Origin of the sequence: Leuconostoc sp. LN180020 (assembly GCF_014844115.1) — a bacterium.
Classification (GTDB): Bacteria; Bacillota; Bacilli; order Lactobacillales; family Lactobacillaceae; genus Leuconostoc; species Leuconostoc citreum.
Window position 1 is genome coordinate 1697822 of sequence record NZ_CP039736.1, and the last position, 25831, is coordinate 1723652.

General features: G+C 38.2%; 16 protein-coding genes and 1 pseudogene. 3 read left to right on the top strand and 14 right to left on the bottom strand.

Annotated elements, in window-relative coordinates; all coding sequences use genetic code 11:
• Window position 1: 1 nt before the first annotated feature.
• Both FAZ25_RS08665 and FAZ25_RS08670 read right to left on the bottom strand, forming a co-directional pair.
• The gene (locus tag FAZ25_RS08665) at window positions 2-535 is read right to left on the bottom strand and encodes a hypothetical protein (RefSeq protein WP_004904109.1); all 534 of its coding nucleotides are present in this window, start codon (window positions 533-535) and stop codon (window positions 2-4) included.
• A gap of 38 nt (window positions 536-573) precedes the next feature.
• On the bottom strand, window positions 574-2979 hold the full coding sequence (locus FAZ25_RS08670) for an exonuclease domain-containing protein (RefSeq protein ID WP_192269494.1): 2406 nt from the start codon (window positions 2977-2979) through the stop codon (window positions 574-576).
• 154 nt (window positions 2980-3133) lie between these two features.
• Here FAZ25_RS08670 and mvk point away from each other — a divergent pair, with 154 nt between their 5' ends.
• On the top strand, window positions 3134-4066 hold the full coding sequence (gene mvk / locus FAZ25_RS08675; RefSeq protein ID WP_004904113.1) for a mevalonate kinase: 933 nt from the start codon (window positions 3134-3136) through the stop codon (window positions 4064-4066).
• A 46-nt stretch (window positions 4067-4112) separates the two neighbouring features.
• On the opposite strand, the gene FAZ25_RS08680 is transcribed toward mvk, so the two are convergent.
• From FAZ25_RS08680 to FAZ25_RS08730, 11 genes are all read right to left on the bottom strand, one after another.
• Window positions 4113-5090: a class A sortase gene (locus tag FAZ25_RS08680; protein ID WP_192269496.1), complete on the bottom strand. Its 978-nt coding sequence runs from the start codon at window positions 5088-5090 to the stop codon at window positions 4113-4115.
• Window positions 5091-5121: 31 nt separating this feature from the next.
• Window positions 5122-5307, bottom strand: coding sequence for a hypothetical protein (locus FAZ25_RS08685; RefSeq protein WP_192269499.1), 186 nt, complete (start codon window positions 5305-5307; stop codon window positions 5122-5124).
• A 24-nt stretch (window positions 5308-5331) separates the two neighbouring features.
• On the bottom strand, window positions 5332-6663 hold the full coding sequence (gtfB, locus tag FAZ25_RS08690; protein ID WP_192269501.1) for an accessory Sec system glycosylation chaperone GtfB: 1332 nt from the start codon (window positions 6661-6663) through the stop codon (window positions 5332-5334).
• Window positions 6656-8164: an accessory Sec system glycosyltransferase GtfA gene (gtfA, locus tag FAZ25_RS08695; RefSeq protein WP_192269504.1), complete on the bottom strand. Its 1509-nt coding sequence runs from the start codon at window positions 8162-8164 to the stop codon at window positions 6656-6658. Before gtfA ends, gtfB begins: the two co-directional genes overlap by 8 nt.
• A 15-nt stretch (window positions 8165-8179) precedes the next feature.
• The gene (locus FAZ25_RS08700) at window positions 8180-9187 is read right to left on the bottom strand and encodes a sugar transferase (protein ID WP_192269507.1); all 1008 of its coding nucleotides are present in this window, start codon (window positions 9185-9187) and stop codon (window positions 8180-8182) included.
• 26 nt (window positions 9188-9213) lie between these two features.
• Window positions 9214-11586: an accessory Sec system translocase SecA2 gene (secA2, locus tag FAZ25_RS08705; RefSeq protein ID WP_371812504.1), complete on the bottom strand. Its 2373-nt coding sequence runs from the start codon at window positions 11584-11586 to the stop codon at window positions 9214-9216.
• Between the two features lie 11 nt (window positions 11587-11597).
• Window positions 11598-12539: an accessory Sec system protein Asp3 gene (asp3, locus tag FAZ25_RS08710; RefSeq protein ID WP_192269509.1), complete on the bottom strand. Its 942-nt coding sequence runs from the start codon at window positions 12537-12539 to the stop codon at window positions 11598-11600.
• A gap of 3 nt (window positions 12540-12542) precedes the next feature.
• On the bottom strand, window positions 12543-14084 hold the full coding sequence (gene asp2, locus FAZ25_RS08715; protein WP_192269511.1) for an accessory Sec system protein Asp2: 1542 nt from the start codon (window positions 14082-14084) through the stop codon (window positions 12543-12545).
• Window positions 14077-15672: an accessory Sec system protein Asp1 gene (gene asp1 / locus FAZ25_RS08720; protein ID WP_192269514.1), complete on the bottom strand. Its 1596-nt coding sequence runs from the start codon at window positions 15670-15672 to the stop codon at window positions 14077-14079. The genes asp2 and asp1 overlap by 8 nt, the downstream gene beginning before the upstream one ends.
• A gap of 32 nt (window positions 15673-15704) precedes the next feature.
• Window positions 15705-16961: an accessory Sec system protein translocase subunit SecY2 gene (gene secY2, locus FAZ25_RS08725; protein ID WP_243236215.1), complete on the bottom strand. Its 1257-nt coding sequence runs from the start codon at window positions 16959-16961 to the stop codon at window positions 15705-15707.
• Between the two features lie 242 nt (window positions 16962-17203).
• Window positions 17204-22351, bottom strand: coding sequence for an LPXTG cell wall anchor domain-containing protein (locus FAZ25_RS08730; RefSeq protein WP_371812533.1), 5148 nt, complete (start codon window positions 22349-22351; stop codon window positions 17204-17206).
• A 1636-nt stretch (window positions 22352-23987) separates the two neighbouring features.
• On the opposite strand from FAZ25_RS08730, the gene FAZ25_RS09725 reads away from it, so the two are divergent.
• Window positions 23988-24212 carry a hypothetical protein gene (locus FAZ25_RS09725; protein ID WP_371812505.1) on the top strand — a complete coding sequence of 75 codons (225 nt, stop codon included), beginning with the start codon at window positions 23988-23990 and terminating at the stop codon, window positions 24210-24212.
• A gap of 182 nt (window positions 24213-24394) precedes the next feature.
• Here FAZ25_RS09725 and FAZ25_RS09730 read toward each other — a convergent pair.
• A pseudogene (locus FAZ25_RS09730) lies at window positions 24395-24496 on the bottom strand (KxYKxGKxW signal peptide domain-containing protein); the annotation flags it as partial.
• 187 nt (window positions 24497-24683) lie between these two features.
• Here FAZ25_RS09730 and FAZ25_RS08735 point away from each other — a divergent pair.
• Entirely contained in the window at window positions 24684-25790 is a 1107-nt protein-coding gene (locus FAZ25_RS08735) for a helix-turn-helix transcriptional regulator (RefSeq protein WP_192269516.1), read from the top strand.
• The last annotated feature ends 41 nt before the right edge of the window (window positions 25791-25831 follow it).

Genomic DNA, 25831 nt, shown 5'->3' on the forward strand with positions numbered 1-25831 from the left:
CTTACAAACCATTAATTGTACGATAAGATTGACCGGTCTTAAAATCTAGTGTCACAAAATTCAAACTATTATTTTGTGAACGATAGCTCACTTCCCAAACCAATGCACCTTTGTAATCGCTAATATTAGCTGAATACACTTTTTTAGGCTGATACGTTTTTAAAATTAAACGACGTAATTGGTCATTGGATAAGCCAGCCGCCCTATCATAAGTTTTAACTTGTGACGACTGACCATGGACAATGGCTACTTTTTCATGACCAGAAGTTGTTGTCCCTATAACTGCGTAAGTTGTTCCTTTACGATAATCAACGCTGACCTGCTGCACGGTAGCAATATCAGAATGTGCTTTTACCAACTTCTGTAAACGGTCTTCATCCTGTCTTATAGGTGACAAAGCGATATAAAAATAGCCCAAAACTAATGCAGCGATGACGATACCGATACCAGCGATAATAAACCAAACACGCGCCCAGTGCACATGTCGCCGGCGTTGACGTTGGCGAATTCGAATATCGTCTCTAAATTGCATCATCTTATCTTTTCCTCCAACGCATAACTAGATTAATTATATCAAAAATCATTCAAAATATGGTCATACTGTGTTATCAAATTTTGTTTATGATTCAAATTAGATATAATTTTCAGTTGTGATTTGAATCGATGACGCTGCATGGCGTTCAATTGTGTGACCAATAACGCGGCAGGATGACGCTGCATTTCCGTCAAGACCAATGCCAAACGGGAAACCGGCTGCCAAACAGAGCGTTCTGGTACCACGACAATACGTGGCAACTCTTGATCACGGAGCCACATTGTGGTTAAAACTTTTGGCGTCAAAATAACGATATTGGGTTGTTCACTGTGACTTTGTCTCTGGATTTTTTCTAATGATCCTGTAATGCCCTCAGCTACCAGATTATAATCTGTTGTAATCACATGTCTTAACTTTTGATACCAATGATTCACACGTTCTATATCAGGTACAATGACCACAATTTCACCAATGTTTTTTTGTGTCATCGCCTGTAAATGAAGTATCGGTGATGTTTTACCAAGTTGAACTAAACTGATGGCTTGCGTATCATTATGAATAAAGTCACGCTCTACCGTCATATTTTCAGGTGTATCACGTAAAAATTCGCTAATTTTAGTATCCAAATACTCACTGATGACCAATAGTTTATGAATGTGGTTGATAAACATATTGTGATAGGCATACGTAATTGGTACACGATAGTGATAAATAATGGCTTTTTGATCGTTTACTAACGTTTCATCGATTTGATTTTCAATTACTGTTTGCTGTTGTAATCTTCTTACCTTAGCTAACTGTTGCTTCACACTTTGCCATTCACGCGGTAATGAACTGTGTCCACTAATTTGCAAGACTTCCGATAAGCGCGAGATAATAATCAATAGGCGTTCTATTCGTTTTAAATTTGTCACTGTGTGTTGCGATTGATAAATCTGACGAATAAGCTTTAAAGCCTCACCAACACTTTGTTTGATAAACAATCGTTGCTTGTGTGTTAAACCAACAATTTCCTGATTAACAATACTTTTTAAGCTATTTTGCAAGGCTTTAAGATCAATGCTAACATAATAAAACGCTTCTAAATCACTAACAAATTGGTTCGGCGTCTCCATCGTGACCACGGGCCATTTTTTTAGATGACGTGCTGTTAATAATGTATTGGCTTGGTTAAAGTATGTCTCAAAATTCATGATTAACACGTCCGAGGCATCAACAGTCGCTTGCGCACGCTTAAAAAACAGACCTGACGCGTCACTGCGTATTTCATCAATCAAGGGTATGTTACTGGCTCCAACTTGAATTTCATGTAATAAGCCAGTATTGGTTTGCGTCAGCCAAACTAATACTCGTGCTTTAAAAAATTGTACTTGTGCCGTATCTTCAGTACGTTGGCATAATTGATTAAAGATAGCAACATCAATGTAGTCTGAGGCATCATATAGCGTAGCAACTTGGACACGAATATCAAGTAGCTTAGCAATTTTTTGTACTAACTCGCGTTGCTGTATTTGTAAACTTTCATCATTAGTCAACAGCATTAAAGGCTTTGATGCAGCATTTAACAATAAGGGGACTAAATAACCCAATGTTTTACCGATTTTAGGCGCCGTTAACATGGTTAAAATGCCGTCCGCTCGTTTCGATATAAAAACATTTACCCGATTCATTAGCTCATTTTGAGCTTCCTTTGGTGTGAGCCAATGCCCAAACTGCGCAGCTTTGTCTTGGGCAGTCGTTGGGTATACCGGCAATTTTTGTGGGCCACTCTCAATAACTGGCGTTGGCTTTTTAACTGCCAATTGTGAAACAACTTCGATATCTGATCTTTTTGACTTTGCTTTAATAAGTTGCAAAAATGCCTGTGTTTGACGCAGTAATGGCCAATTACCATTTTGTAGCTGCTGTAATACTAATGTCGGTAGTTGCTCTGCACGTTGCCACAGACTTAGAAATAGTAATGCAGTAGCATGCGCATCTGCATTGGCACGGTGAGCATTATTTAAAGTAATATTGAGATAGGTTGTCAAATCCAGTAAACGATATCCCGGTGCAGTTGGCAATAAAATCTGTGCTAATTGCACCGTATCAATTGCAGCATTTGTTAACTCAGGAAAACCGGTACGTGCAAACTCATCATTGAGATAAGGATAATCAAAATTCACGTTATGGGCAATAATTACCGTATCTGTCAATAGATTTTGAATCACAGGCGCGATTTCTTCAAAATAAGGCGCATTTTTGACTTCTTTTTGAGAAATATGCGTTAACTGTTGGATATTACGATCAATTGGTTGTGCTGGGTTAACAAATGATTCAAAATGATCAATGATTCGACGGTTTTTAATAAAGGTCATCCCAATTTGGATGATTCTACCACCCTTCGCGACGCTTTGCCCTGTTGTTTCTAAATCAACAACCACAAATGTTTTGTTGGCGTTCATAAAAACACCTTTCTTTTATGTTATTTTCGAATAGCGCTGTTAACTTTCACCTAAACAAATCACCTAGATTAAACTTAACAACGCTATTCTTCTATCATTTTACACTATTTACTATCTTGCGGTACAATAGTGTAGGACAAATTGGAGAAAAAACATGATCAGTCAAATGATTGGTGTTGGTAAAGCCCATGCCAAAATAATTTTAGTTGGTGAGCATGCTGTTGTATATAACCAGCCCGCAATCGCCATCCCGTTAACAAATCTTACCGTCACAACAACCATTCAACCCGCTTTTGTTGGGCAAACAATTGAAAGCAATACGTTTCATGGTGGCCTTGATGAACTCGGCGCTAACGTCGAAGGCTTACGGCAATTAATTTTACGCTTAATTACACACTTTCAACTACAAAAAGCACCATTCACGATTGAAATCGATACAAATATCCCACAAGAACGAGGCTTTGGTGCTTCGGCTGCTTTTGCAACGTCTATTACAAAGGCTTTTTTTGACTTTGCTAATGCACCCTTATCTCCCGAGCAATTAAAATATTTTACGGACCTTGAAGAAAGCATTTCTCATGGTTCAGCTTCCGGACTTGATGCAGCAACTGTTAATTCAACAGATCCCATCTGGTTTGTTAAAAATGATTTACCAACCCCCTTCAAAATGTCATTAACAGGCACCCTCGTGGTTGCCGATACTGGTATTCATGGTCAAACCATGCATGCTGTCAATATTGTAAAAGGTAATCTAGACAGCGATTATGACTTAACCTGGCAAAAAATTGCCCATCTCGGCAAGATCGCTGAAAAAGTGCGTATCGACTTAGCTCAGAATCAGCCAGAGCATGCTGGTTTACTATTTACGGCTGCCCATCATGAGTTACAGTCATTAGGTATATCCCATCCAAAGCTAGATAATTTAGTTAATGCAGCAATTCATGCTGGTGCATTAGGCGCAAAACTGACGGGTGCAGGCATTGGTGGCGCAATGTTTGCTCTGGCTAAAAATAATGATGAAGCAATCACAATTGCCAATGCACTTACTAAATCTGGGGCACAAAATACATGGATTCAGCCATTATAAAAACATAAAAAAGGCACGACCTGTCGCTGTGCCTTTTTTATGTTTACTATTTCTTTGTACCACCAGCGTCACCATTAGCCCCCTCTTCAACACCAGGATTGTACCAGTTTACATGCGCATTTGTCGTCTGAATTTTTAAATTAAACTGATCAATGTACTTTTTAGGTGCATGTGACCATGTATATGTGTTTACTAGTTTTGCGTTTGTAATAATACGATACTTTACTGCAGGAAAGAGGCAACTGATAATTGTCAATTTTGGCGTTTGCGTAGCATTCAATATTTTAGTATCTGTTTCTTTCACCGTATCTTGCCCATCGATAACATACCGATATATCCCAAGGTTATTCGCCAACAAAACATCTGCCCCGTTAAGCCAACAAGACTTCTTCAACTGCCCATTTTCAAAATAAGGTTTATCGTGATTTGTCGACTCCTGTAGTCCACTAAATCCCGTGTGCCCGTCATTAAAATTATGCGCCGCTAAGCCATAGTTTCCTTGGCCCATAATTGGCAGTTTTTCACCTTGAGGATCATCTTGTGACCGATTAGCATAATTGGCACCTGCATTTAGTCCTGTATTTGAGTATGCGTCATTGTATATTGGGAGCAAAATACTTTGATTAGGTATAGAGACAAACCCTTGTTTTTTTAATTGATGATATTTTTGAGCCTCGCGCATCACCATTGCTTTAATCTCAGTAACTGAAGTCTTGTCTTGAGCAATTAGTCTATTAGTCTTGGCTCTGTTGTTTTTCCGAACTACATCACGTATTTGATCACTAACGTTTAAAACATTTTTTTGATATAAAAAAACCGCAAAACTAGAAAAAGATATAACTAAAAAGGCTGTAATGACTGCTACATACAGCGCATTTAATACGTGTTTAAGCCTTTGCTGTAATAACTTGATAAGAAAAACAAGTATTAGTGTGCAACCAAAAATCAGAAATAAATAATTGTAGTGACTTAAAATACTATCCATGTTCGTGTTTTCTTTTGCAAACAATGTTAGTTGTACCATTGACTCTATTGCTTTCTTTTTATAATAAATATTACCTGAGTAAAAACACCTGAACTAAAATAGCTATTAGCCCTGCTAATACACCAATAGCCATTAATGCAGAAAAAACTATCTGCATCTTATTAGCTGATTTTTTTTTAATATTATTGGTCGCGTGATGTCTTGCTTTTTCCAATCGCTCGTCGATTTTTTTTTGAATTAAATCATCTTTATTCATACTTTACCGTTCTTTGAACCTTACTTAACCTAGTATAGTTTTATAGGTGTCAATACTGCTCTGGTTACTATGCTGATGTTGTTTGTCTAACAACAAATGTGTATAGTCTTTATCATCTACACATTGTTTTATGGTCTCAATCATTTGTAAGACCTGATCATTTTTATAGACCATTTCCTTAGATATAAACTGTTGGTTATGAATAGTATTCTCAAAGGACAAAATCAATAGGTCGTTTAAAAATGCCTGACGAACGCCCGCCAGAATTTCTGAGCCATGATTAATATCTACATAGAAATCTGATAATTGAAGTAACCGGTCTACCTGTTCATAATTGACGTTTGGATAAAGTCTTACATTCCTATATTCTGACATTTTTGTTAACTTCGCGGACATTTCTGTTAACGCAGCAACGTAAAAATCAACTTGTGGTAATCCAATAACTAGCTGTTCCAGTTGCTCTATCTGATCAGAATTTGTTAAAACCAGCGCATTAGAATTTGCTGATGATACAGTTTTATGCTTAATTGGGTAAATTATACCTGCATATTCAAAAGCATCCGCCAAATCTGGATGCGTGTTGATTATCAACTTATATTGTGCTTCATCTTGAATAATTATCTTTTTAGTACGACCATCTTGTTCCAGTAAAGCAACCATATTTCCTGGTAATTCGCCATTTTCAGAAATCTTTTCTTGCCAGAATAAAATATCATCCCCTGGCTCACTCATATTATATGACACAAGAAAAGGTACTGACAACGAATTATAAATTATTCTATCAATTTTACCAACAAACTGCTTTAAAAAATAATTGATGAAAGTAATACGTGATTGAAATATAATCACTTTCTTTTGGATATTGAGAATAATATCTTTCGTCGTGTAATTTTCAACAATAACTTCTTGACCATCTTGATTATAATATGAGGTCATTGTTGGTTGAAAACCAAGGTTGTAGCTCGTTTGAGCATACCGCCACCCTTTTTTATTATAATAGTCAACACTTCGGATATTATTATTAGTATCTAACCACTCAACACGCTGAACAATACGTTGATTCAGCATAGTTGGCTCATAAATTATATTTGCTCGTTTTATATTTTCATCATAAATAGTCGCTTCGCTATTCGTGCCCCTCACTTCCCAGTAATCTGGTCGCAATACCTGATTAAAGTATAACGGTTTTCCCTCAGTTTCATACATTTCAGTAAAATAAGCAAATGGTGATGTCACATTATCAGGTAAAAAACCGTTTTCGTTCACTACAACAGTTAATTGATTATACCCAGCTGACATTAATGATTGATGTAAGTCTCGGCTGGCCTCTTGATAATTATCGAATAAATTAATCATTAATGACCTCTCTAATAGTATTTTCCCATTTTTCCTGTACCTCAGACGTTAAATACAACTCTGCAAGCTTGTATGATGCTTGTGAAAATTGCATTATCTTATCTTCATAAAACAATTTCATAATTCCCTCAGCCAAATAGGTAATCAAGTCCTTTGGCTTGAATTCTTCATCATATGGTACGAGATAACCATTTTCACCATCCATAATAAAGTTTTGATTCCCATAAGGCACATTAAAGCCTACAATAGGCAGCCCAGATCCGACAGCTTCCATCAACGTTAAACCAAAGCCTTCGCTTGTTGAAGCAGATATGTATGCCTCATACGTTTGATAAATGTCATCAAGCTTAGCATGCCCCATTAATTTAATATAGTTTTCCGCATGGTTGTCTGAGATTATTTTTGCAATTTTTGCTTCTTCGCCACCAGTCCCATAAATGCTAAATGTTAAATTAGGAATCTGCTTTTTTGCTTCGATAACTGCCCACACCAACAAATCAACATGTTTTTCTCCGGCCAACCTAGAGGCAGTGATTAAACTATCCTTTGTGCGATTTGAAGTTGGTTTTTTCAGCATCGATAAACTACCAACTGGTATATCAAATACGCGTGGTCTATCCAGCGTATACTGTTCAAACTGTCTCTTAAGGACAACCATTTGCGCACGCGTCGCTGTCACAAAAAAATCAACATGTCGTGCCTGATCAAATTGATACTCATAAAAATTATTCCACAAAATGTGATGACTATCAGTATAGTTTTTACTGTAGTGTTCCGCGTGCACAACCACCCCAATTTTAGCTGGTTTACTGTGCTTGATTACAGTGTTTCCAATATCTGTGGCGCGATCCAAAATGACAACATCTTCAGAAGATAACTTAAGACAGGTTAAAAAATAAGCAATAAATTCAGTTTTGCTATAAAACACCTGTTCCCTAAAACGATACATGATATTATCACCATCAATAATCTCTTCATAAGCAACAGAACCATCTAAGTTGAAAAATTTTCTTTGATAAAGGTAGGCACGGTTATCTCTTGGTGAATAGTATTCAGCAAACAGTCGCGTTGCAACAAAGAAATCTTTCCTAATCAAGTTTCCTCGTGAAACTAGCTCAACTCTCTCCACCGCTAAATCATTGTTTTTTGCTAGATATGCCGTGGCCATCATTTCTTGGTCATCAAAAAAATAACGAATGAGATGTTCTTGTCTTTCGACGCGAGTAATTGGATAACTAAATGTCTTTTCCAATTGTTCTGGCGAATATGTTGTTGGACTTACCGGTACATCTGTAAAATACTGATATAACCATATGACCTCATCATTACGAAAGCCAATGTTTTTAGTGAGATTGGCAATATTGTTATTTGAAATAAAATCTAGAAAAACAAATTTTGCTTGCTGATTAGTTCTTCTCAATACTTCTGCACGATACAATTGTGCATACTCAACACCACTACTGGCCCAACCAATGCCTAAATTTATGTTATATATCGTCATATTAACTCCTAACAATTATTTTGTGAATGCTGCATGCACTGTATCAATCAATAATTTTTTAGTAAAGTAACCGTTACGAATTATATAGCTCACTTGTTTAACATTAGTAGCCAAGTCAGCATATTCTTTTTCCGTCATATTTTGAACGATCTCGCTAGCTTCTGAGAGTGAATCCACAACAAAACCTAAGTGATTATCCTCTATAAATTTTTGCGTGGATATACCGCGATTCACAATAAGTGGTATACCTGCAGCCAAATATGTGCTCAATTTATAGGATAGATTATACGTTGAATATTCTCTTTCGTTTTGATTTTCAATTTGTTCACTCCAAACCAAACCAAATCCCTGAGATAATTGCAGCATCATTTCATCGTCAGGTATCCAACCCGAAAATTCAACGTTTTGTGCTGTCACTGGTTCATCAATATTCGAAAATACTCTTAATGGTGTTTGATAATGCCAGTCCTTCACAAAAGGAAATCTTGTTACAGCTCCCGCAAAATTGATTAGTTTGCTAAATTTCGGTTGTTTGTATTGAATGGCTGTTGTATGATCCCAGAGATTTTGAATCACTACCTTGGATACCGTTAAACCTTCTTTTCGTAGACGATTTAACATTTTTTCTGTTGGTACAATAATAACTTCTGATTTGTTGCAAAGTGCAATAAACTTACCCATTAAATAATAATTATTTTCAAACATTAACGGAATAACATCGTGAATAAAAATCGCAACTTTCACTTCCGAATACGACAATAATTTATTCACTAATAGGTCATCAAATTCAATTGAATTCCAACTTGGAAATTGTGCGACGACAAGATCATCAGCACCAACTCCTGCAATCATGCCATCTATTCTCTTGCGAACTTCGGAGTCAGTATCAGTATGAACCGGGTATGAATAGATGCCGATTTCGTTAAACCCTAATGTTTTAGCAACATCTGCCACCATGTTTTGTGCAATTAACGCTGTGCTTTGCGGTGCTTGACCATACAAATTCGTAATATGGGTTCTCATGATTTCTAAAACTTCTCCTTAATTAATTATGGAAATGATAGCAAGATTTCGCCATTCTTTCCGTGTGTTATTTCTGTCAACATCACATTTCGTAAAATTGTTTGATCTAAATGTTTTTTCATTTCATTGTATGAGAGTTTTGCTTCTTTTTGATACTCAAAAATAGGATTATGTTGTGAGAAGCGTCTATTCACTACAATAGTACGTAATTGTTGTAAGTGGTCCACCTGTTCAATCCAACAAACATCCAATGCCTTCAACATTGTTAGCCGTTGATATTCAACGACTTGAGAAGTTTCAGGCAGTAGCTTCGCTTTTTCCCGTAAAATACTTTGAACCAATAGCAACAACTCATGTCTAACGTCTTCTTTTTGCTTCAAACTTAAAATATTATCCGTATTCTTCAAATTATAATTAATGTTATCCAAAATAAATCGGCTCAAAGCTTGTTCGGTTAAATTGGGTGTTACATTTAGAAAGTCTGTGATAACCCGGTTGGTCATGCCCATAATTGTATCGTCCAGCAACTCGTGATTATTAATCAATCGTGCTCTTTCTTGATAAACAATATTTCTTTGAATACGCACGCTTTCATCAAACTGAAGTGTATTAAGTCGAGATAATCTTGCTTGGCTTTCTTCACTGAATTGGGCCCGGTCAATAATTTTTCTAAACCACATATGTTTCAATTCTTTAGGTTGGCTGATATTCACATCTGAACTATGCTTTCGTAAATAACGATGACTTTTCTCAGACCCACGTTGAATCACAATATCATCCTCAAGGCTAACAAAAAATTGGCTAAACCCTGGGTCTCCTTGACGTCCGGAGCGCCCTCTTAACTGCTGGTCTATTCTTTTACTTGTCATACGTTCAGTCCCAATGACGGCAAGACCACCCAGTTCAGCCACACCAGGACCTAGCTTAATATCCGTCCCTCGGCCTGCCATTACAGTTGCCACAGTAACCGATCCTAACTGGCCAGCTTCTGAAATAATTGCTGATTCCTTGGCAACGTTCCTAGCATTCAGCACACTATGTGCAATACCTTCTTTCAGAAGCATTTGAGAATATATTTCTGAGAGTTCAACTGATCCGGTTGTTAGCAAGACCGGCTGTTGGCGGTTATAACAGTGTTTAACCAGTGCTATAGATGCATATAGTTTTTCCGGTAACGTTGTATAAATTTTATCAGGATAATCTTTTCTGATAACTGGTTTATGTGTTGGTACAACGGTAACAGACATATTGTACGTTTCAATAAATTCTTCTTCATCATGTCGCCCAGTACCTGTCATGCCCGCTAATTTTTTAAACATTCTGAATAAATTTTGATAAGTGATTGATGCCATCGCGCGCATTTGTGGGGTAATGGGAACATGTTCCTTTGCCTCTATTGCTTGATGAAGGCCAGATTGTAATTTCGTGCCAGACATGATACGGCCATTTTTATCATCTAATAATTTGACCTGGTCATCATCAATAACATAATCTTCATTTTTTTCGAATAACATTTTTGCGTGTAATGCTAACTGAATATGCCGTATAACTAAGTAGTTTTCAGCTGAAAACAGAAACTTTTGTTCAAAAAATCGTTGTGCTGCTTCGATGCCATTACTGGTGAGCCACACATGTTTTTTCTCATCATCCATTTCAAAATCAACATCGGCATCTAAGGTCATGACAAACTTATTTGCGATTTCAAATAAGTTTGATTGCACACGTGGCGCACCAGAAATAATTAATGGCATTTGCGCTGAATCTAGCAAAATCGCATCAACTTCATCTAAGATAGCATAATTATATTGACGTAAAAATTGATCTTCTTTGTTGCTTGCAAGATTCTCTTGTAAATAATCAAAACCAACCGCATCATTTGTCGTGTACAACACATCAGCATGATACATTTGTGATTTTTCATATACACTAAATTCGTAGTCAGGATCTTCATTCACACCAACGGCCACTGACAAACCCAACCATTCATAGACTGAACGTAACTCACTATAATCTCTAATGGCAAGGTAACTGTTAGTTGTGATAACCATTGTGCCCTGACCCGTCAAAGCATTTAAATATACCGGTAAAGTGGCTGTTAATGTTTTGCCTTCCCCTGTCTTCATTTCAGCAATATTGCCTTGATGAAGTACAATGCCACCAATAACCTGAACGTCATATGGGAACTTCCCCAAAATTCGTTTATCTGCCTCTCGTATTGTAGCAAACGCTTCAGGTAGTAACTTATCTAGCGTTTCCCCATTTTTTAAGCGCTGCCTGAATAACTGGGTTTGGTTTTGTAATTTGGTGTCGCTCATCTCAGCAATTTTTGATTGCCATTTATTCACCTGCTTCAATATTTTATTTAATTGTCTGAGGCGTTGCTTATTCAGATTAGACACAGAGTCTCCTCTCAAGATTTTATGTAACTAATGACATTCTGTAACCGATTTGTGACGTCAATTGGTAAGTTAGGCAATAGACTTTTGTTCTGGTTGCGTTCATCGTAAATCACATATTGATTTTTTTCATGACTATCATTAACGGGTAATGTGCTTTCCGCATTAGCTGTCAGATATGCGGTGCTATATTGAAATTTATTGGCAAAATAAAGCGCCGCCTGATTTGAAATTGAACCATAACCAATAAGATTAATATGCCTAATTTCATATTGTTCGTTGAGCTGATAACACCAATCCATGAAAAGTTTAGCATCATTTTCATGGATATAACTTGTATCTGAAATTCGACTGGTCGTCAATTCCATCACATCATGTAATTCATTGACAATATTTTTTGGTACATAACGCATGCTTCCTGAGACCGGTTCATTAAATATAATATTTAATACAGTGGCATCTGGTGTCGTGTTTTTTATATGCGATAAATACAGACCATCTTGCGCACGCCAATTATCTTTGCTTTCGCTCTCTTCAGCGATTCTAATGTTATAGAAATCTAATGATCTCAGCCCTGCATTAATCAACGCCACTTCATACCAAAATGCCTGTTTTGGGTAGATGAAAGACTGTTCTTGTTTTTTGATAATAACTTGATCAATAACTGTATCATAACGATCATAAAACGTTACTTGAACAAACAATGTTTTTTTAGGTACAGCAAGTGCATCAATATATAAGCGGTAACTGTGGTCACGCCTCAAAATAGGTAATTGTACTGACATGCGCTGCGCTTGATAGTTTCCCTGTGATTGCCAAGCATGAATTTTTGCGCCACTGGGAAATAACTCATTTTCAAACAACACATGATTTGTATCTAAATAAGTAATTTTTGAACCATATAAATAAGTATTTCCCGCGTCATGTTGCCAATAAATAATTGTATTCTGATCCATGATTCAGTTACCCCCATCAAAAAACTGAGTTAATATTCGCTGAAATTGTGAGATGAACCACTGATTAACAGCGAACGAATCATCGTTATGTCGGCCATTAATGCCCTTACCAATGACAACGGCCCGACTCGTGCTTAATTCATCTAATATATCCGTATATGCCGTCTGATCGTAATCGTCATTTTTCATATACGCAATGGCAAATAACGTATTATCAAAATCCGCTTGATTAAAAATATGCCAAAAACGTTGATTCAATTGATTAACATGCTCTTGCGTCGTTCCGCCTGTCATTGACAATAACAAATCAAGTGAAGTACCAAATAAACCGGGCCGTACTATTTTTTCATTGCGTGCAATATTACCCAAATTGACTAATGGTTTACCGACAATTATTGCACGTGGTTGTATCTGGCTACCATAATATAGTGCCCCAAACGTTCCCATAGATAGACCAGACATGATCAGTTGATTAGTTGTATACCCTAGCTCATCTAATTTTTCATGGATCACATTGATAATACTATCTTCCAATTGCTTTGATCCAAGGTAAAATGAACCACCCTCTAAACGAGGATCCGAAATTAACAAGAAAGGATGACCAAGTTTCTTCATCATCCAAAATCCTTCAAATCCTTCTGCCGTACGATACCCTGAAAAATAAACATTTAGGGGCGGTTTCATGTTGCCAGGATGAAAATAAGAGAATATCTCTTGATTACATTCATCAACATGTCGTTGCCCACCCAAAATTAGTTGCCCGTAGTCTTTTCTCGACCGACGACTATGAATGTTGCCAACAGTTAATTCACCCTGTCCTTTTGCCTTTAAAGAAACAGCTAAATAATACTCACTATCATCATGTGTCTCTATCACAATTGGCTTCCGACTACTGCTTTCGTCAGTTACCCACTGGTTGATTATATTTGATGTGCCACCCTGAATTAAGTAAACGCATAATTGCGTCTGAATGGATGAATCCGCCTGATACTCTAGCCATATTTCTTGATTAAATTCAGCGCTCCCCATGATATTGTAACGCCAAGAAACAACGGGCTGAAAATTTTGACCAAAATCAGCAGATAACTCTAAACCAATGTTTCCAAGATACTGTACACTACCACTGAAATTAGGTGAAACTTGCAAATCACTTATCTTTAATTTATCACCATATTGGCCCTTAAAGAAGTATTTAGTAAGATCATATATGACGCTATCCTGATTAGTCATATCAATCGACTGGGCATATTTAGATTTTAGATAAGTTGCTAAATCAGGATTTGATGTTTCAATTTTAGCATCAAAAATAATTGCATAAGGTTCCGTTCTGTTCAATAACTGTTGATAGTCTTGCAATGTTATGTTGTCAACATCCGAGGTCAATAAGATAACATCAAACGTCTTGGGTGACTCTAAATCGTCTTCCTGGATAATCGTCTCAATATTATCACTAAATACCCAGTTTAGAATATTATTGAAGGGTTCGATTTTATCTTCCCAAGTGACTAATCCTACTTGTAAAACCGTCATCTTTTCTTTATGCATAATGATTACCTAACATTTCCTGCCATTGATTAACAATCGCACCACTATTATACTTTTCGATTTTTTTAACAGAATATATTAGGGCCTCATTCCAATTTTTTAATCCTTTTAGATAAAAGTCGAGTGCGTCGTTTAATGTGTTGTTTTCATCAATAACAAAGCCATTTTTTCGATTTTCAACATAATCTGAAATAGACATATTAATTTGTGGTATCCCTGCACTAATACCCGCAATTTGAATAAAAACATCCGGAAAAGGATTAAGATCGATAATCAATCGAATATGTTCGAAAAGTTTTATAATCTTATTTTCATCTGAAAACACATTGATACTTATCCGTTGATAAATGAATTTAGCTGAAACAGTATTTAAGTCGACATCATCCAGTGGTGCTTTATTGATACTGTTTTCGGCTGTATCGTCACTATTTTCTGTTAACCAACTTGTCATTGTTTCTTCAGTGACGTGAAAATATATTGATAGATATTGTCTGATGTAATTATCCCATTCATTTTTATTCTGATTATTTGTGGCAATAAAAAGCTTCACTGACACATTGTTTAACATATAATCTAAAATATCATTCATGCTATTTTTTTCGGATTCACTAAACTGAGATGCCTTAATCAAAACATCTAAATTTCGTGATTGTTGACTACGACCCAATTCAAAACGTGTGTCATATGGTGAAAGATGTGCTATTCTACCAACTGTCTCTTGCTTTGGATACTGATAAGCTACTAATTGTTTTGTGATTTGCGTCACTTTTTCTTGTGTATCCACAACCACTAAACTAACAAATTTTAATTCATCAAGGAAAGCAATCATATTCTCTGCATAAGGAAAGCGGTCTTTAAAAAGAGATAACACCACCTTATCAGGACGGCAATGAAGATGAAGAAGCAATTTATTGTGCCGCATATCCGCAGCAATAATAAGTGCATCGTTTTCTGATTTCTGTTGCCGATTGAAATAGTTATCCACGACTTCTGAGAGTAACTCATCCATATTAACATACACAGGTTGTTTAAAACGGTTAATCACTGCTGTATTAACCTCTATTTTGAATATTTCATTGCCAAAGTTCTGCCTAATTTGCCAAACACCGGCTGGACTTAAGTAATCTTGATACCGTGGTTGACCTTGTTCGAAATAAATTATACTTGACACAAATCCACGAACATCAATCATTATCCGCTTTGATATCTGTAACTTGTCATAAAAATCAATTGCTGTGATGTACCCACCGGTACCAAAAGAAATCTGTGCAAACAGCGTATTTTGACTCATAACATTGACATTAAATGGTGTATAGATGAATTCTGCATCCTTTGGCCACGAAAAGTCCGCTATATTTAACAACTTGTCGTTGACATGATTTGTCATTTGTATTTCATCAAACGCGGACCAGTAATCTATCTCAAATAACTCTTGTTGATGCAGCAAAAAAGGTAACTGAGGGGCGTAGTTAAGCATGACTATTTTAGGTATTTCCCCACTCGCGTAAAACATTTTAATTTGGTTCACTGTATCATCAAATAACAGCTCTGATTGGTTCTTATACCAAGATGGTACAAAGTAAAACATGCCTTTTCCCTCGCTTAAACTATATAACAGTATTAATCTAACAAACTATCATAGTTGTGTTTGTTTAATAATGCACGGATTTGATCGTTGATGTTGGTAACCATGCTAACTAGAATAATAACCGTCCCAGTGGCCAAAACCACTTGTGTAACATCGGGATTTCCTATACCAAGATACAATGGGAAGCCTGCTATCAGACAAATGTAAGCCGCCCCAATCATTGAAAAATTGAAAACAATTTGAGTCAGATATTCTTTTGTTTTTTTCCCAGGCGTAACATCTTCAATGTAATCGCCAGCTTGCTGTAAATCTTCACTAATTTGTTCAGGATCAATATTAATGAACGCAAATCCAACACATAAAATGACTAAAATCAAAATATAGACCGTAATACCCATTGGCTCTGAAATACTGAAATTTTTAATTAATAACGTCAAAATATCATTTTTAGGAAACCAATAATTCAACAATTGTAAAAGATACTGCGGTAATACAATTAACGTCATAGCATACATCAAAGGCATCCCGCCTGCTGGGTTAATCTGAATCGGCAAATAGGTCTTCGAACTAAAATCATTATCACTCAAAATATTTTTTATTGGCAGACGTAATTCTGCTCTCTGCATCGTGACTGATAAGCGAATTAACAGGATTACACCTAAAATAATAATTACTATTTTAATCATGTCTACCATCTCAATACCGGCACTAAAAGTTTCAATAACATATTGCGTCGCAATCGCCGGCCATCGAATCAACATACCTGCTAAAATTAAGACAACTGGGCCACCAATGCCTAATTGATCATTCATATTTGACAACCAAATTAAAAATACCGAACCAGTTGTCATAATCAATGTAACAATGACCGTGCTAGTTAATTTATTCTGTGCCCAAAAAATATTTGCGTTGACTACAGCAGTATTTGTGCTTATAGCTAATGCTTGTACCGTTGCAATGATGATAGCTATGACTATTTTAAATATATAAGCCCTTTCCGTTGGCAACTTTTTTAACTCTGTTTTTTTACCCAGTGTTAAAATACGCCACAATATCGCCGCTGACATCCACGGACCTAGCCCCAATGAAAATAAGGACAAAGTGCTCAAATCACCACCTGTTGCACCACTAACAAATTGAAACAAGTATGGATCACTGCTAAATGCCAATATCTGTTTGGTATCAACGCCTGGAATTAATATGTGCCGACCAAGAACAAATATAAATAAAATCAGCGCTGTATATATAACTTTTTTTACCACTAATACTGTATCACTTTTACTACTCAAAACAATTACCAACTATTTCTTCCCTAATTTAGGAAATTTTCTTTTTTAAATATAATACTATTGCACTAACCTCAATTAACCTGTGCTTGACACTATTCGACCAACCTTAAGCATAAAATTGATGTAATATATAGCAATTAACGCTCTTACAATTTTGAATTAACTATCAAACTTCATGACGTTTTTAATAATCTTTATGTACCATAAAGAATAATCTTTCGACATTCTTTATGTTTAGTTAATTAGTTTTTTCCTTTTTTCTTAGACTTTTTAATCCCAATAGGAATAGCTAACAATCCTAATCCAACTAATCCCGTTACTGATGCGACACTTTCACCAGTTTCTGGTAATATGCTGCTTTGCTTAACCTTATTAGGAATATTTGCAGTTGACTCTGATGCAGAAGAATTGGTTGAAGAAGAATCATCATCAGAAGTACTTGTTGATGTTGACTCTGAAGGCTTTACTATTGAAGCTGATTCTGAAGCACTTGTTGAGGCACTTTCTGAAGTACTTGTGGAAGCTGATTCTGAGGCACTTGTTGAAGCACCTTCTGAAGTACTTGTTGCAGCTGACTCTGAGGCACTCGTTGAAGCACCTTCTGAAGTACTTGTTGAAGCTGACTCTGAGGCACTCGTTGAAGCACTTTCTGAAGTACTTGTTGAAGCTGATTCTGAGGCACTCGTTGAAGCACTTTCTGAAGTACTTGTGGAAGCTGATTCAGACGCACTTGTCGAAGCTGATTCTGAGGCACTTGTTGAGGCACTTTCTGAAGTACTTATTGCAGCTGATTCAGACGCACTTGTGGAAGCACTTTCTGAAGTACTTGTGGAAGCTGATTCAGACGCACTTGTCGAAGCTGATTCTGAGGCACTCGTTGCAGCTGATTCTGAAACGCTTGTTGAGGCACTTTCTGAAGTACTTTCTGAAGCACTTTCTGAAGTACTTATTGCAGCTGATTCAGACGCACTTGTTGAAGCACTTTCTGAAGCTGATTCTGAGGCACTCGTTGAAGCACTTTCTGAAGTACTTGTGGAAGCTGATTCAGACGCACTTGTTGAAGCACTTTCTGAAGCACTTGTCGAAGCTGATTCTGAGGCACTCGTTGAAGCACTTTCTGAAGTACTTGTTGAAGCTGATTCTGAGGCACTCGTTGAGGCACTTTCTGAAGTACTTGTGGAAGCTGATTCTGAGGCACTTTCTGAAGCACTTTCTGAAGCACTTTCTGAAGCACTTTCTGAAGTACTTGTTGAAGCTGATTCTGAAACGCTTGTTGAGGCACTTTCTGAAGCACTTGTTGAAGCTGATTCTGAGGCACTCGTTGAAGCACTTTCTGAAGTACTTATTGCAGCTGATTCAGACGCACTCGTTGAGGCACTTTCTGAAGTACTTGTTGAAGCTGATTCAGACGCACTTGTCGAAGCTGATTCTGAGGCACTTGTTGAGGCACTTTCTGAAGTACTTATTGCAGCTGATTCAGACGCACTTGTTGAAGCACTTTCTGAAGTACTTGTGGAAGCTGATTCAGACGCACTTGTCGAAGCTGATTCTGAGGCACTCGTTGCAGCTGATTCTGAAACGCTTGTTGAGGCACTTTCTGAAGTACTTTCTGAAGCACTTTCTGAAGTACTTATTGCAGCTGATTCAGACGCACTTGTTGAAGCACTTTCTGAAGCTGATTCTGAGGCACTCGTTGAAGCACTTTCTGAAGTACTTGTGGAAGCTGATTCAGACGCACTTGTTGAAGCACTTTCTGAAGCACTTGTCGAAGCTGATTCTGAGGCACTCGTTGAAGCACTTTCTGAAGTACTTGTTGAAGCTGATTCTGAGGCACTCGTTGAGGCACTTTCTGAAGTACTTGTGGAAGCTGATTCTGAGGCACTTTCTGAAGCACTTTCTGAAGCACTTTCTGAAGCACTTTCTGAAGTACTTGTTGAAGCTGATTCTGAAACGCTTGTTGAGGCACTTTCTGAAGCACTTGTTGAAGCTGATTCTGAGGCACTCGTTGAAGCACTTTCTGAAGTACTTGTTGAGGCTGACTCTGAGGCACTCGTTGAAGCTGATTCTGAAACGCTTGTTGAGACTGACTCTGAGGCACTCGTTGAAGCTGATTCTGAAACGCTTGTTGAGGCACTTTCTGAAGCACTTTCTGAAGTACTTGTTGAAGCACTTTCTGAAGTACTTGTTGAGGCTGACTCTGAGGCACTTGTTGAGGCACTTTCTGAAGTACTTATTGAAGCTGATTCAGACGCACTCGTTGAGGCACTTTCTGAAGTACTTGTTGAAGCTGATTCTGAGGCACTTTCTGAAGCACTTTCTGAAGCACTTTCTGAAGCACTTTCTGAAGTACTTGTTGAAGCTGATTCTGAAACGCTTGTTGAGGCACTTTCTGAAGTACTTGTTGAAGCTGATTCTGAGGCACTCGTTGAAGCACTTTCTGAAGTACTTGTTGAGGCTGACTCTGAGGCACTTGTTGAGGCACTTGTTGAGGCACTTTCTGAAGTACTTGTTGAGGCTGACTCTGAGGCACTCGTTGAAGCTGATTCTGAAACGCTTGTTGAGGCACTTTCTGAAGCACTTGTTGAAGCTGATTCTGAGGCACTCGTTGAAGCACTTTCTGAAGTACTTGTTGAAGCTGATTCAGACGCACTTGTTGAAGCACTTTCTGAAGCACTTGTTGAAGCTGATTCTGAGGCACTCGTTGAAGCACTTTCTGAAGTACTTGTGGAAGCTGATTCAGACGCACTTGTCGAAGCTGATTCTGAGGCACTCGTTGAAGCACTTTCTGAAGTACTTGTGGAAGCTGATTCAGACGCACTTGTCGAAGCTGATTCTGAGGCACTCGTTGAAGCACTTTCTGAAGTATTTGTTGAGGCTGACTCTGAGGCACTTGTTGAGGCACTTTCTGAAGTACTTGTTGAGGCTGACTCTGAGGCACTCGTTGAAGCTGATTCTGAAACGCTTGTTGAGGCACTTTCTGAAGCACTTGTTGAAGCTGATTCTGAGGCACTCGTTGAAGCACTTTCTGAAGTACTTGTTGAAGCTGATTCAGACGCACTTGTTGAAGCACTTTCTGAAGCTGATTCTGAGGCACTCGTTGAAGCACTTTCTGAAGTACTTGTGGAAGCTGATTCAGACGCACTTGTGGAAGCACTTTCTGAAGCACTTGTCGAAGCTGATTCTGAGGCACTCGTTGAAGCACTTTCTGAAGTACTTGTTGAAGCTGATTCTGAGGCACTTGTCGAAGCTGATTCTGAGGCACTCGTTGAAGCACTTTCTGAAGTATTTGTTGAGGCTGACTCTGAGGCACTTGTTGAGGCACTTTCTGAAGTACTTGTTGAGGCTGACTCTGAGGCACTCGTTGAAGCTGATTCTGAAACGCTTGTTGAGGCACTTTCTGAAGCACTTGTTGAAGCTGATTCTGAGGCACTCGTTGAAGCACTTTCTGAAGTACTTGTTGAAGCTGATTCAGACGCACTTGTGGAAGCACTTTCTGAAGCTGATTCTGAGGCACTCGTTGAAGCACTTTCTGAAGTACTTGTGGAAGCTGATTCAGACGCACTTGTGGAAGCACTTTCTGAAGCACTTGTCGAAGCTGATTCTGAGGCACTCGTTGAAGCACTTTCTGAAGTACTTGTTGAAGCTGATTCTGAAACGCTTGTTGAGGCACTTTCTGAAGCACTTGTTGAAGCTGATTCTGAGGCACTCGTTGAAGCACTTTCTGAAGTACTTGTTGAAGCTGATTCAGACGCACTTGTTGAAGCACTTTCTGAAGCTGATTCTGAGGCACTCGTTGAAGCACTTTCTGAAGTACTTGTGGAAGCTGATTCAGACGCACTTGTGGAAGCACTTTCTGAAGCACTTGTCGAAGCTGATTCTGAGGCACTCGTTGAAGCACTTTCTGAAGTACTTGTTGAAGCTGATTCTGAGGCACTCGTTGAGGCACTTTCTGAAGTACTTGTGGAAGCTGATTCTGAGGCACTTTCTGAAGCACTTTCTGAAGCACTTTCTGAAGTACTTGTTGAAGCTGATTCTGAGGCACTCGTTGAAGCACTTTCTGAAGTACTTGTTGAAGCTGACTCTGAGGCACTCGTTGAAGCACTTTCTGAAGTACTTGTTGAGGCTGACTCTGAGGCACTTGTTGAAGCTGATTCTGAGGCACTCGTTGAAGCACTTTCTGAAGTACTTGTTGAGGCTGACTCTGAGGCACTTGTTGAGGCACTTGTTGAGGCACTTTCTGAAGTACTTGTTGAGGCTGACTCTGAGGCACTCGTTGAAGTTGATTCTGAAACGCTTGTTGAGGCACTTTCTGAAGCACTTGTTGAAGCTGATTCTGAGGCACTCGTTGAAGCACTTTCTGAAGTACTTGTTGAAGCTGATTCAGACGCACTTGTTGAAGCACTTTCTGAAGCACTTGTTGAAGCTGATTCTGAGGCACTCGTTGAAGCACTTTCTGAAGTACTTGTGGAAGCTGATTCAGACGCACTTGTCGAAGCTGATTCTGAGGCACTCGTTGAAGCACTTTCTGAAGTACTTGTGGAAGCTGATTCAGACGCACTTGTCGAAGCTGATTCTGAGGCACTCGTTGAAGCACTTTCTGAAGTATTTGTTGAGGCTGACTCTGAGGCACTTGTTGAGGCACTTTCTGAAGTACTTGTTGAGGCTGACTCTGAGGCACTCGTTGAAGCTGATTCTGAAACGCTTGTTGAGGCACTTTCTGAAGCACTTGTTGAAGCTGATTCTGAGGCACTCGTTGAAGCACTTTCTGAAGTACTTGTTGAAGCTGATTCAGACGCACTTGTTGAAGCACTTTCTGAAGCTGATTCTGAGGCACTCGTTGAAGCACTTTCTGAAGTACTTGTGGAAGCTGATTCAGACGCACTTGTGGAAGCACTTTCTGAAGCACTTGTCGAAGCTGATTCTGAGGCACTCGTTGAAGCACTTTCTGAAGTACTTGTTGAAGCTGATTCTGAGGCACTCGTTGAGGCACTTTCTGAAGTACTTGTTGAAGCTGATTCTGAGGCACTTTCTGAAGCACTTTCTGAAGCACTTTCTGAAGCACTTTCTGAAGTACTTGTTGAAGCTGATTCTGAGGCACTCGTTGAAGCACTTTCTGAAGTACTTGTTGAAGCTGACTCTGAGGCACTCGTTGAAGCACTTTCTGAAGTACTTGTTGAGGCTGACTCTGAGGCACTTGTTGAAGCTGATTCTGAGGCACTTTCTGAAGCACTTTCTGAAGTACTTTCTGAAGCACTTTCTGAAGTACTTGTTGAGGCTGACTCTGAGGCACTCGTTGAAGCTGATTCTGAAACGCTTGTTGAGGCTGACTCTGAGGCACTCGTTGAAGCTGATTCTGAAACGCTTGTTGAGGCACTTTCTGAAGTACTTATTGCAGCTGATTCAGACGCACTTGTGGAAGCACTTTCTGAAGCTGATTCTGAGGCACTCGTTGAAGCACTTTCTGAAGTACTTGTTGAAGCTGATTCTGAGGCACTCGTTGAAGCACTTTCTGAAGTACTTGTTGAGGCTGACTCTGAGGCACTTGTTGAGGCACTTTCTGAAGTACTTGTTGAGGCTGACTCTGAGGCACTCGTTGAAGCTGATTCTGAAACGCTTGTTGAGGCACTTTCTGAAGTACTTGTTGAGGCTGATTCTGAGGCACTCGTTGAAGCTGATGCTATTGTGCTAGTCGAGGTAGATTCAGAAATGCTGGCTGAGTTAGAGTCAAATAACACAGTTAGGTTTGCTTGGTTTGAACTTATCGTTTCTGTATGTCCATTAGAAGAAACAGTGATATTTACATAGTACTTATCACCATTGTTTGCCATTGTTGTTGGTAAAGTGGTGTACTGACCAATCGAAGATGTTCCTACAGTCGTATCTTGTCCATTCAGAGCAGACACTTTGTGCCACTCATATGTAACTGTTGCACCACTGGGAATATCAAGTCCTTTGACTTCATATGTAGCAGTTTGTTTTTCAACAACAGTTTGATCTTCCAAGCCTTTACCAACGGTTACACTAACAGACGAACTATATTGTGTACCATCAGCATTAGTTATAGTAGCCGTTATTTGAACAGTTCCGGTAGCAAACCCTGCTGATACTTGACCATACTTATCAACCGTAGCAATTGAGTTATCACTAGAGCTCCATGTAACTGTCCCCGTGGCGTTCGAGGGTGTCATTACTGCGTGAGCGTAAGTTGTATCTGTAGGTTTTGAACTATCTTCATGTACCCACAAGTAATTGTTATCAATCGTCGTTGTAATACTCGTTGCATTAACTTCATTTGCTTCAATATTTACTACTGCTACTTCAGACCAAACAGTGTTACGTGGAATCGAAAATATTCCACCAATTGGGTCAAAAATTCGTGCCCGAACTTGATAGTAATAGATACCGGGATTACCTTTACTTGATGAAAAATTCGCGTTATTGGTATTTTCTGTTCCCACAGCCTTCCATGCGTTAGTACTTGGATTGTACTCATACCACTGATACCTAATAATCCAAGCAAGTGAGACAGTCTCCCAAATATTACTGGTTGCCGAGGAACTTAAACTATATTGTTTATTAACAACTGTGTTTAGACTTTGAGGCTGCTTTGTAAACCCTGCTGTCCAATATACGAGAAACCAACTTGGACTCTCAGTGGGCGTTTGGTACTGTTGAGACGCAGCTCGCAACGAAACAAAGGAATCGCTTAATGTTCTTTGAAAATCTACAGAATTTACTGTAGATGTACTGACTAAATTATTTTTTGTGAAGTAACTAACAACATCGTGTTTATAATCGTCTAACGTATAATTACTTGTCTCAGACTTTGCAGAACTCGTCGACTCTGATGTTGATGTCGAATTGCTTTGGTTGCCTGTCAACTCTGATGTTGATGTTGAATTACTTTGATTGCCTGTTGACTCTGATGTTGATGTCGAATTACTTTGATTGCCTGTCAACTCTGATGTTGATGTTGAATTACTTTGATTGCCTGTTGACTCTGATGTTGATGTCGAATTACTTTGATTGCCTGTTGACTCTGATGTTGATGTCGAATTACTTTGGCTACCTGTTGACTCCGATGTCGAGTCACTTATACTTGTTGATTCACTCACACTTGTTGAAGCTGAGTCTGAAGCACTGGTTGAAGCTGAGTCTGAAGCACTGGTTGAGGTGCTCGTCGATTCGCTCACGCTTGTCGATAATGTGCCAGAAATCACTTGTTGCCCTCGATTAGCCAAAACATCTTGAGAAACAGTCTTCTCTACAGCTGTTTTCGTGTCCGCAAAGACTTCATGACTTGTTACAATTGATCCGCCTAATAAAGCTCCAAAACTCACTATGCCTTTAAGAACAGTGCTTTGCAATCGCATCCTTTCACTTGCTCTAGCAACAATATTGCTTTTATCAGCAACATTGCCCCATAGTTTCATTCTACTAAGACCTGAAAAAACCCAGTTCTTACCATCCTTATACATCTTAAAACGTGTTACCCTGCTTATCTCAGGACTTTGCCGTCTCTTCCTAGCCTTCATCTTCTACCTCCATATAATAGAAACCATTATAACAATGGCAATTATTATCCATTCAAGACGGAACTTCATGTTAAAAAAGGGTTATTCATATCAGAATAAACACTTTTGTCAGTCAAGTCTGAATATATACAAATGTGTTTGATTTACACTATAAAGATAGTAGTAGAAAGAGGATTTTTTAAGCATTATGCAAGAATTAGAAAAATTAGCAGAGTTACTTTATGCAAAAGTATTCATATTGAGTCACCAGACTAATCAATTTGTACCTTATATTGGTACTGTCTTCACAGACACGCAACGTTTCAAGAGTATAATCAAACAAACCACGTGTCCTACTGATGGTGTATATCACTCCGTCAGTTACGCTCAGGGATATTTCTTATCAATTAATGTTCCTAGTGATTCTGCTATCATTTTTTGGTTTGATTATGGCAACGTAGCGTCACAATTTAACGAGTTGATGATGCTCAGTACCTTGACAAACTTGAAATCTGTTTCACAAATTATATATTCTATGTATACTTCTCTAACAGCGCCGGATGATATTTTGCATCTTCATCATCTTGGTGGATCAAATATAAGTAAGAACCCTTCCGATAAGTTTGATTCTGCCGCTTACTTTAAAATTGAAACAAACATTATTAAGGCCATTGTTTATTCTCAACAAGACAAGCTAGTTGAGTCACTAAATGTTTTATCTGACATTCAACTATTTGATAAGACAGTTAAAAATAAAGATTATTTTAGATTGCAAAAGAATTATTTGTTGTCTTACCTCGCCGTTCTTAATCGGGCTATTATTCAATGGGGTTATCCCGCTTCTTTAGCGTTTAAAATGCATTATGAACTGATAAAAGAAATAGAGTCCATAAAACAAATTCCTAGCTTTTTCCAAGTACTGCAAGGCATCGCCTGGCACTATTTCCAAACAATCAAAAAATACCGAACTTCAACATTTTTGCCTCTCCCTGATAGAATTAAATCCTATGTCAATGAGCATATTGGAGAAAACATAACATTAAATGATATTTCGAGTGCATTATATGCATCGAAGAAAACACTTAACCCGGCATTTAAAAAGGCACATGGTATCACAATTACACAATTTATTAGGTCGCAAAAAATTATCGTTGCGAAGGAATTATTAATCAGTTGTGATTCTAGTATTGCTGATATCTCTGAATTACTATCATTTTCAACGCAAAGCTATTTTGTTAAAACCTTTAGAGAATTAACTGGGGTCACCCCAAAATATTTTCGCGAACACTATTTTTCCCAGCACCTTCATTTGTAACAAAAAATGAAGGTGCAAAATAAAAAAATCACCACACATAA

Excerpts from the sequence above, each read along its gene's own strand:
- asp1 (WP_192269514.1), bottom strand. The coding sequence starts at position 15,672 with ATGTTTTACTTTGTACCATCTTGGTATAAGAACCAATCAGAGCTGTTA.
- mvk (WP_004904113.1), top strand. The coding sequence starts at position 3,134 with ATGATCAGTCAAATGATTGGTGTTGGTAAAGCCCATGCCAAAATAATT.
- FAZ25_RS08700 (WP_192269507.1), bottom strand. The coding sequence starts at position 9,187 with ATGAGAACCCATATTACGAATTTGTATGGTCAAGCACCGCAAAGCACA.
- FAZ25_RS08735 (WP_192269516.1), top strand. The coding sequence starts at position 24,684 with ATGCAAGAATTAGAAAAATTAGCAGAGTTACTTTATGCAAAAGTATTC.
- FAZ25_RS08670 (WP_192269494.1), bottom strand. The coding sequence starts at position 2,979 with ATGAACGCCAACAAAACATTTGTGGTTGTTGATTTAGAAACAACAGGG.
- FAZ25_RS08680 (WP_192269496.1), bottom strand. The coding sequence starts at position 5,090 with ATGGTACAACTAACATTGTTTGCAAAAGAAAACACGAACATGGATAGT.
- FAZ25_RS08685 (WP_192269499.1), bottom strand. The coding sequence starts at position 5,307 with ATGAATAAAGATGATTTAATTCAAAAAAAAATCGACGAGCGATTGGAA.
- gtfB (WP_192269501.1), bottom strand. The coding sequence starts at position 6,663 with ATGATTAATTTATTCGATAATTATCAAGAGGCCAGCCGAGACTTACAT.
- asp2 (WP_192269511.1), bottom strand. The coding sequence starts at position 14,084 with ATGCATAAAGAAAAGATGACGGTTTTACAAGTAGGATTAGTCACTTGG.
- asp3 (WP_192269509.1), bottom strand. The coding sequence starts at position 12,539 with ATGGATCAGAATACAATTATTTATTGGCAACATGACGCGGGAAATACT.
- FAZ25_RS08665 (WP_004904109.1), bottom strand. The coding sequence starts at position 535 with ATGATGCAATTTAGAGACGATATTCGAATTCGCCAACGTCAACGCCGG.
- gtfA (WP_192269504.1), bottom strand. The coding sequence starts at position 8,164 with ATGACGATATATAACATAAATTTAGGCATTGGTTGGGCCAGTAGTGGT.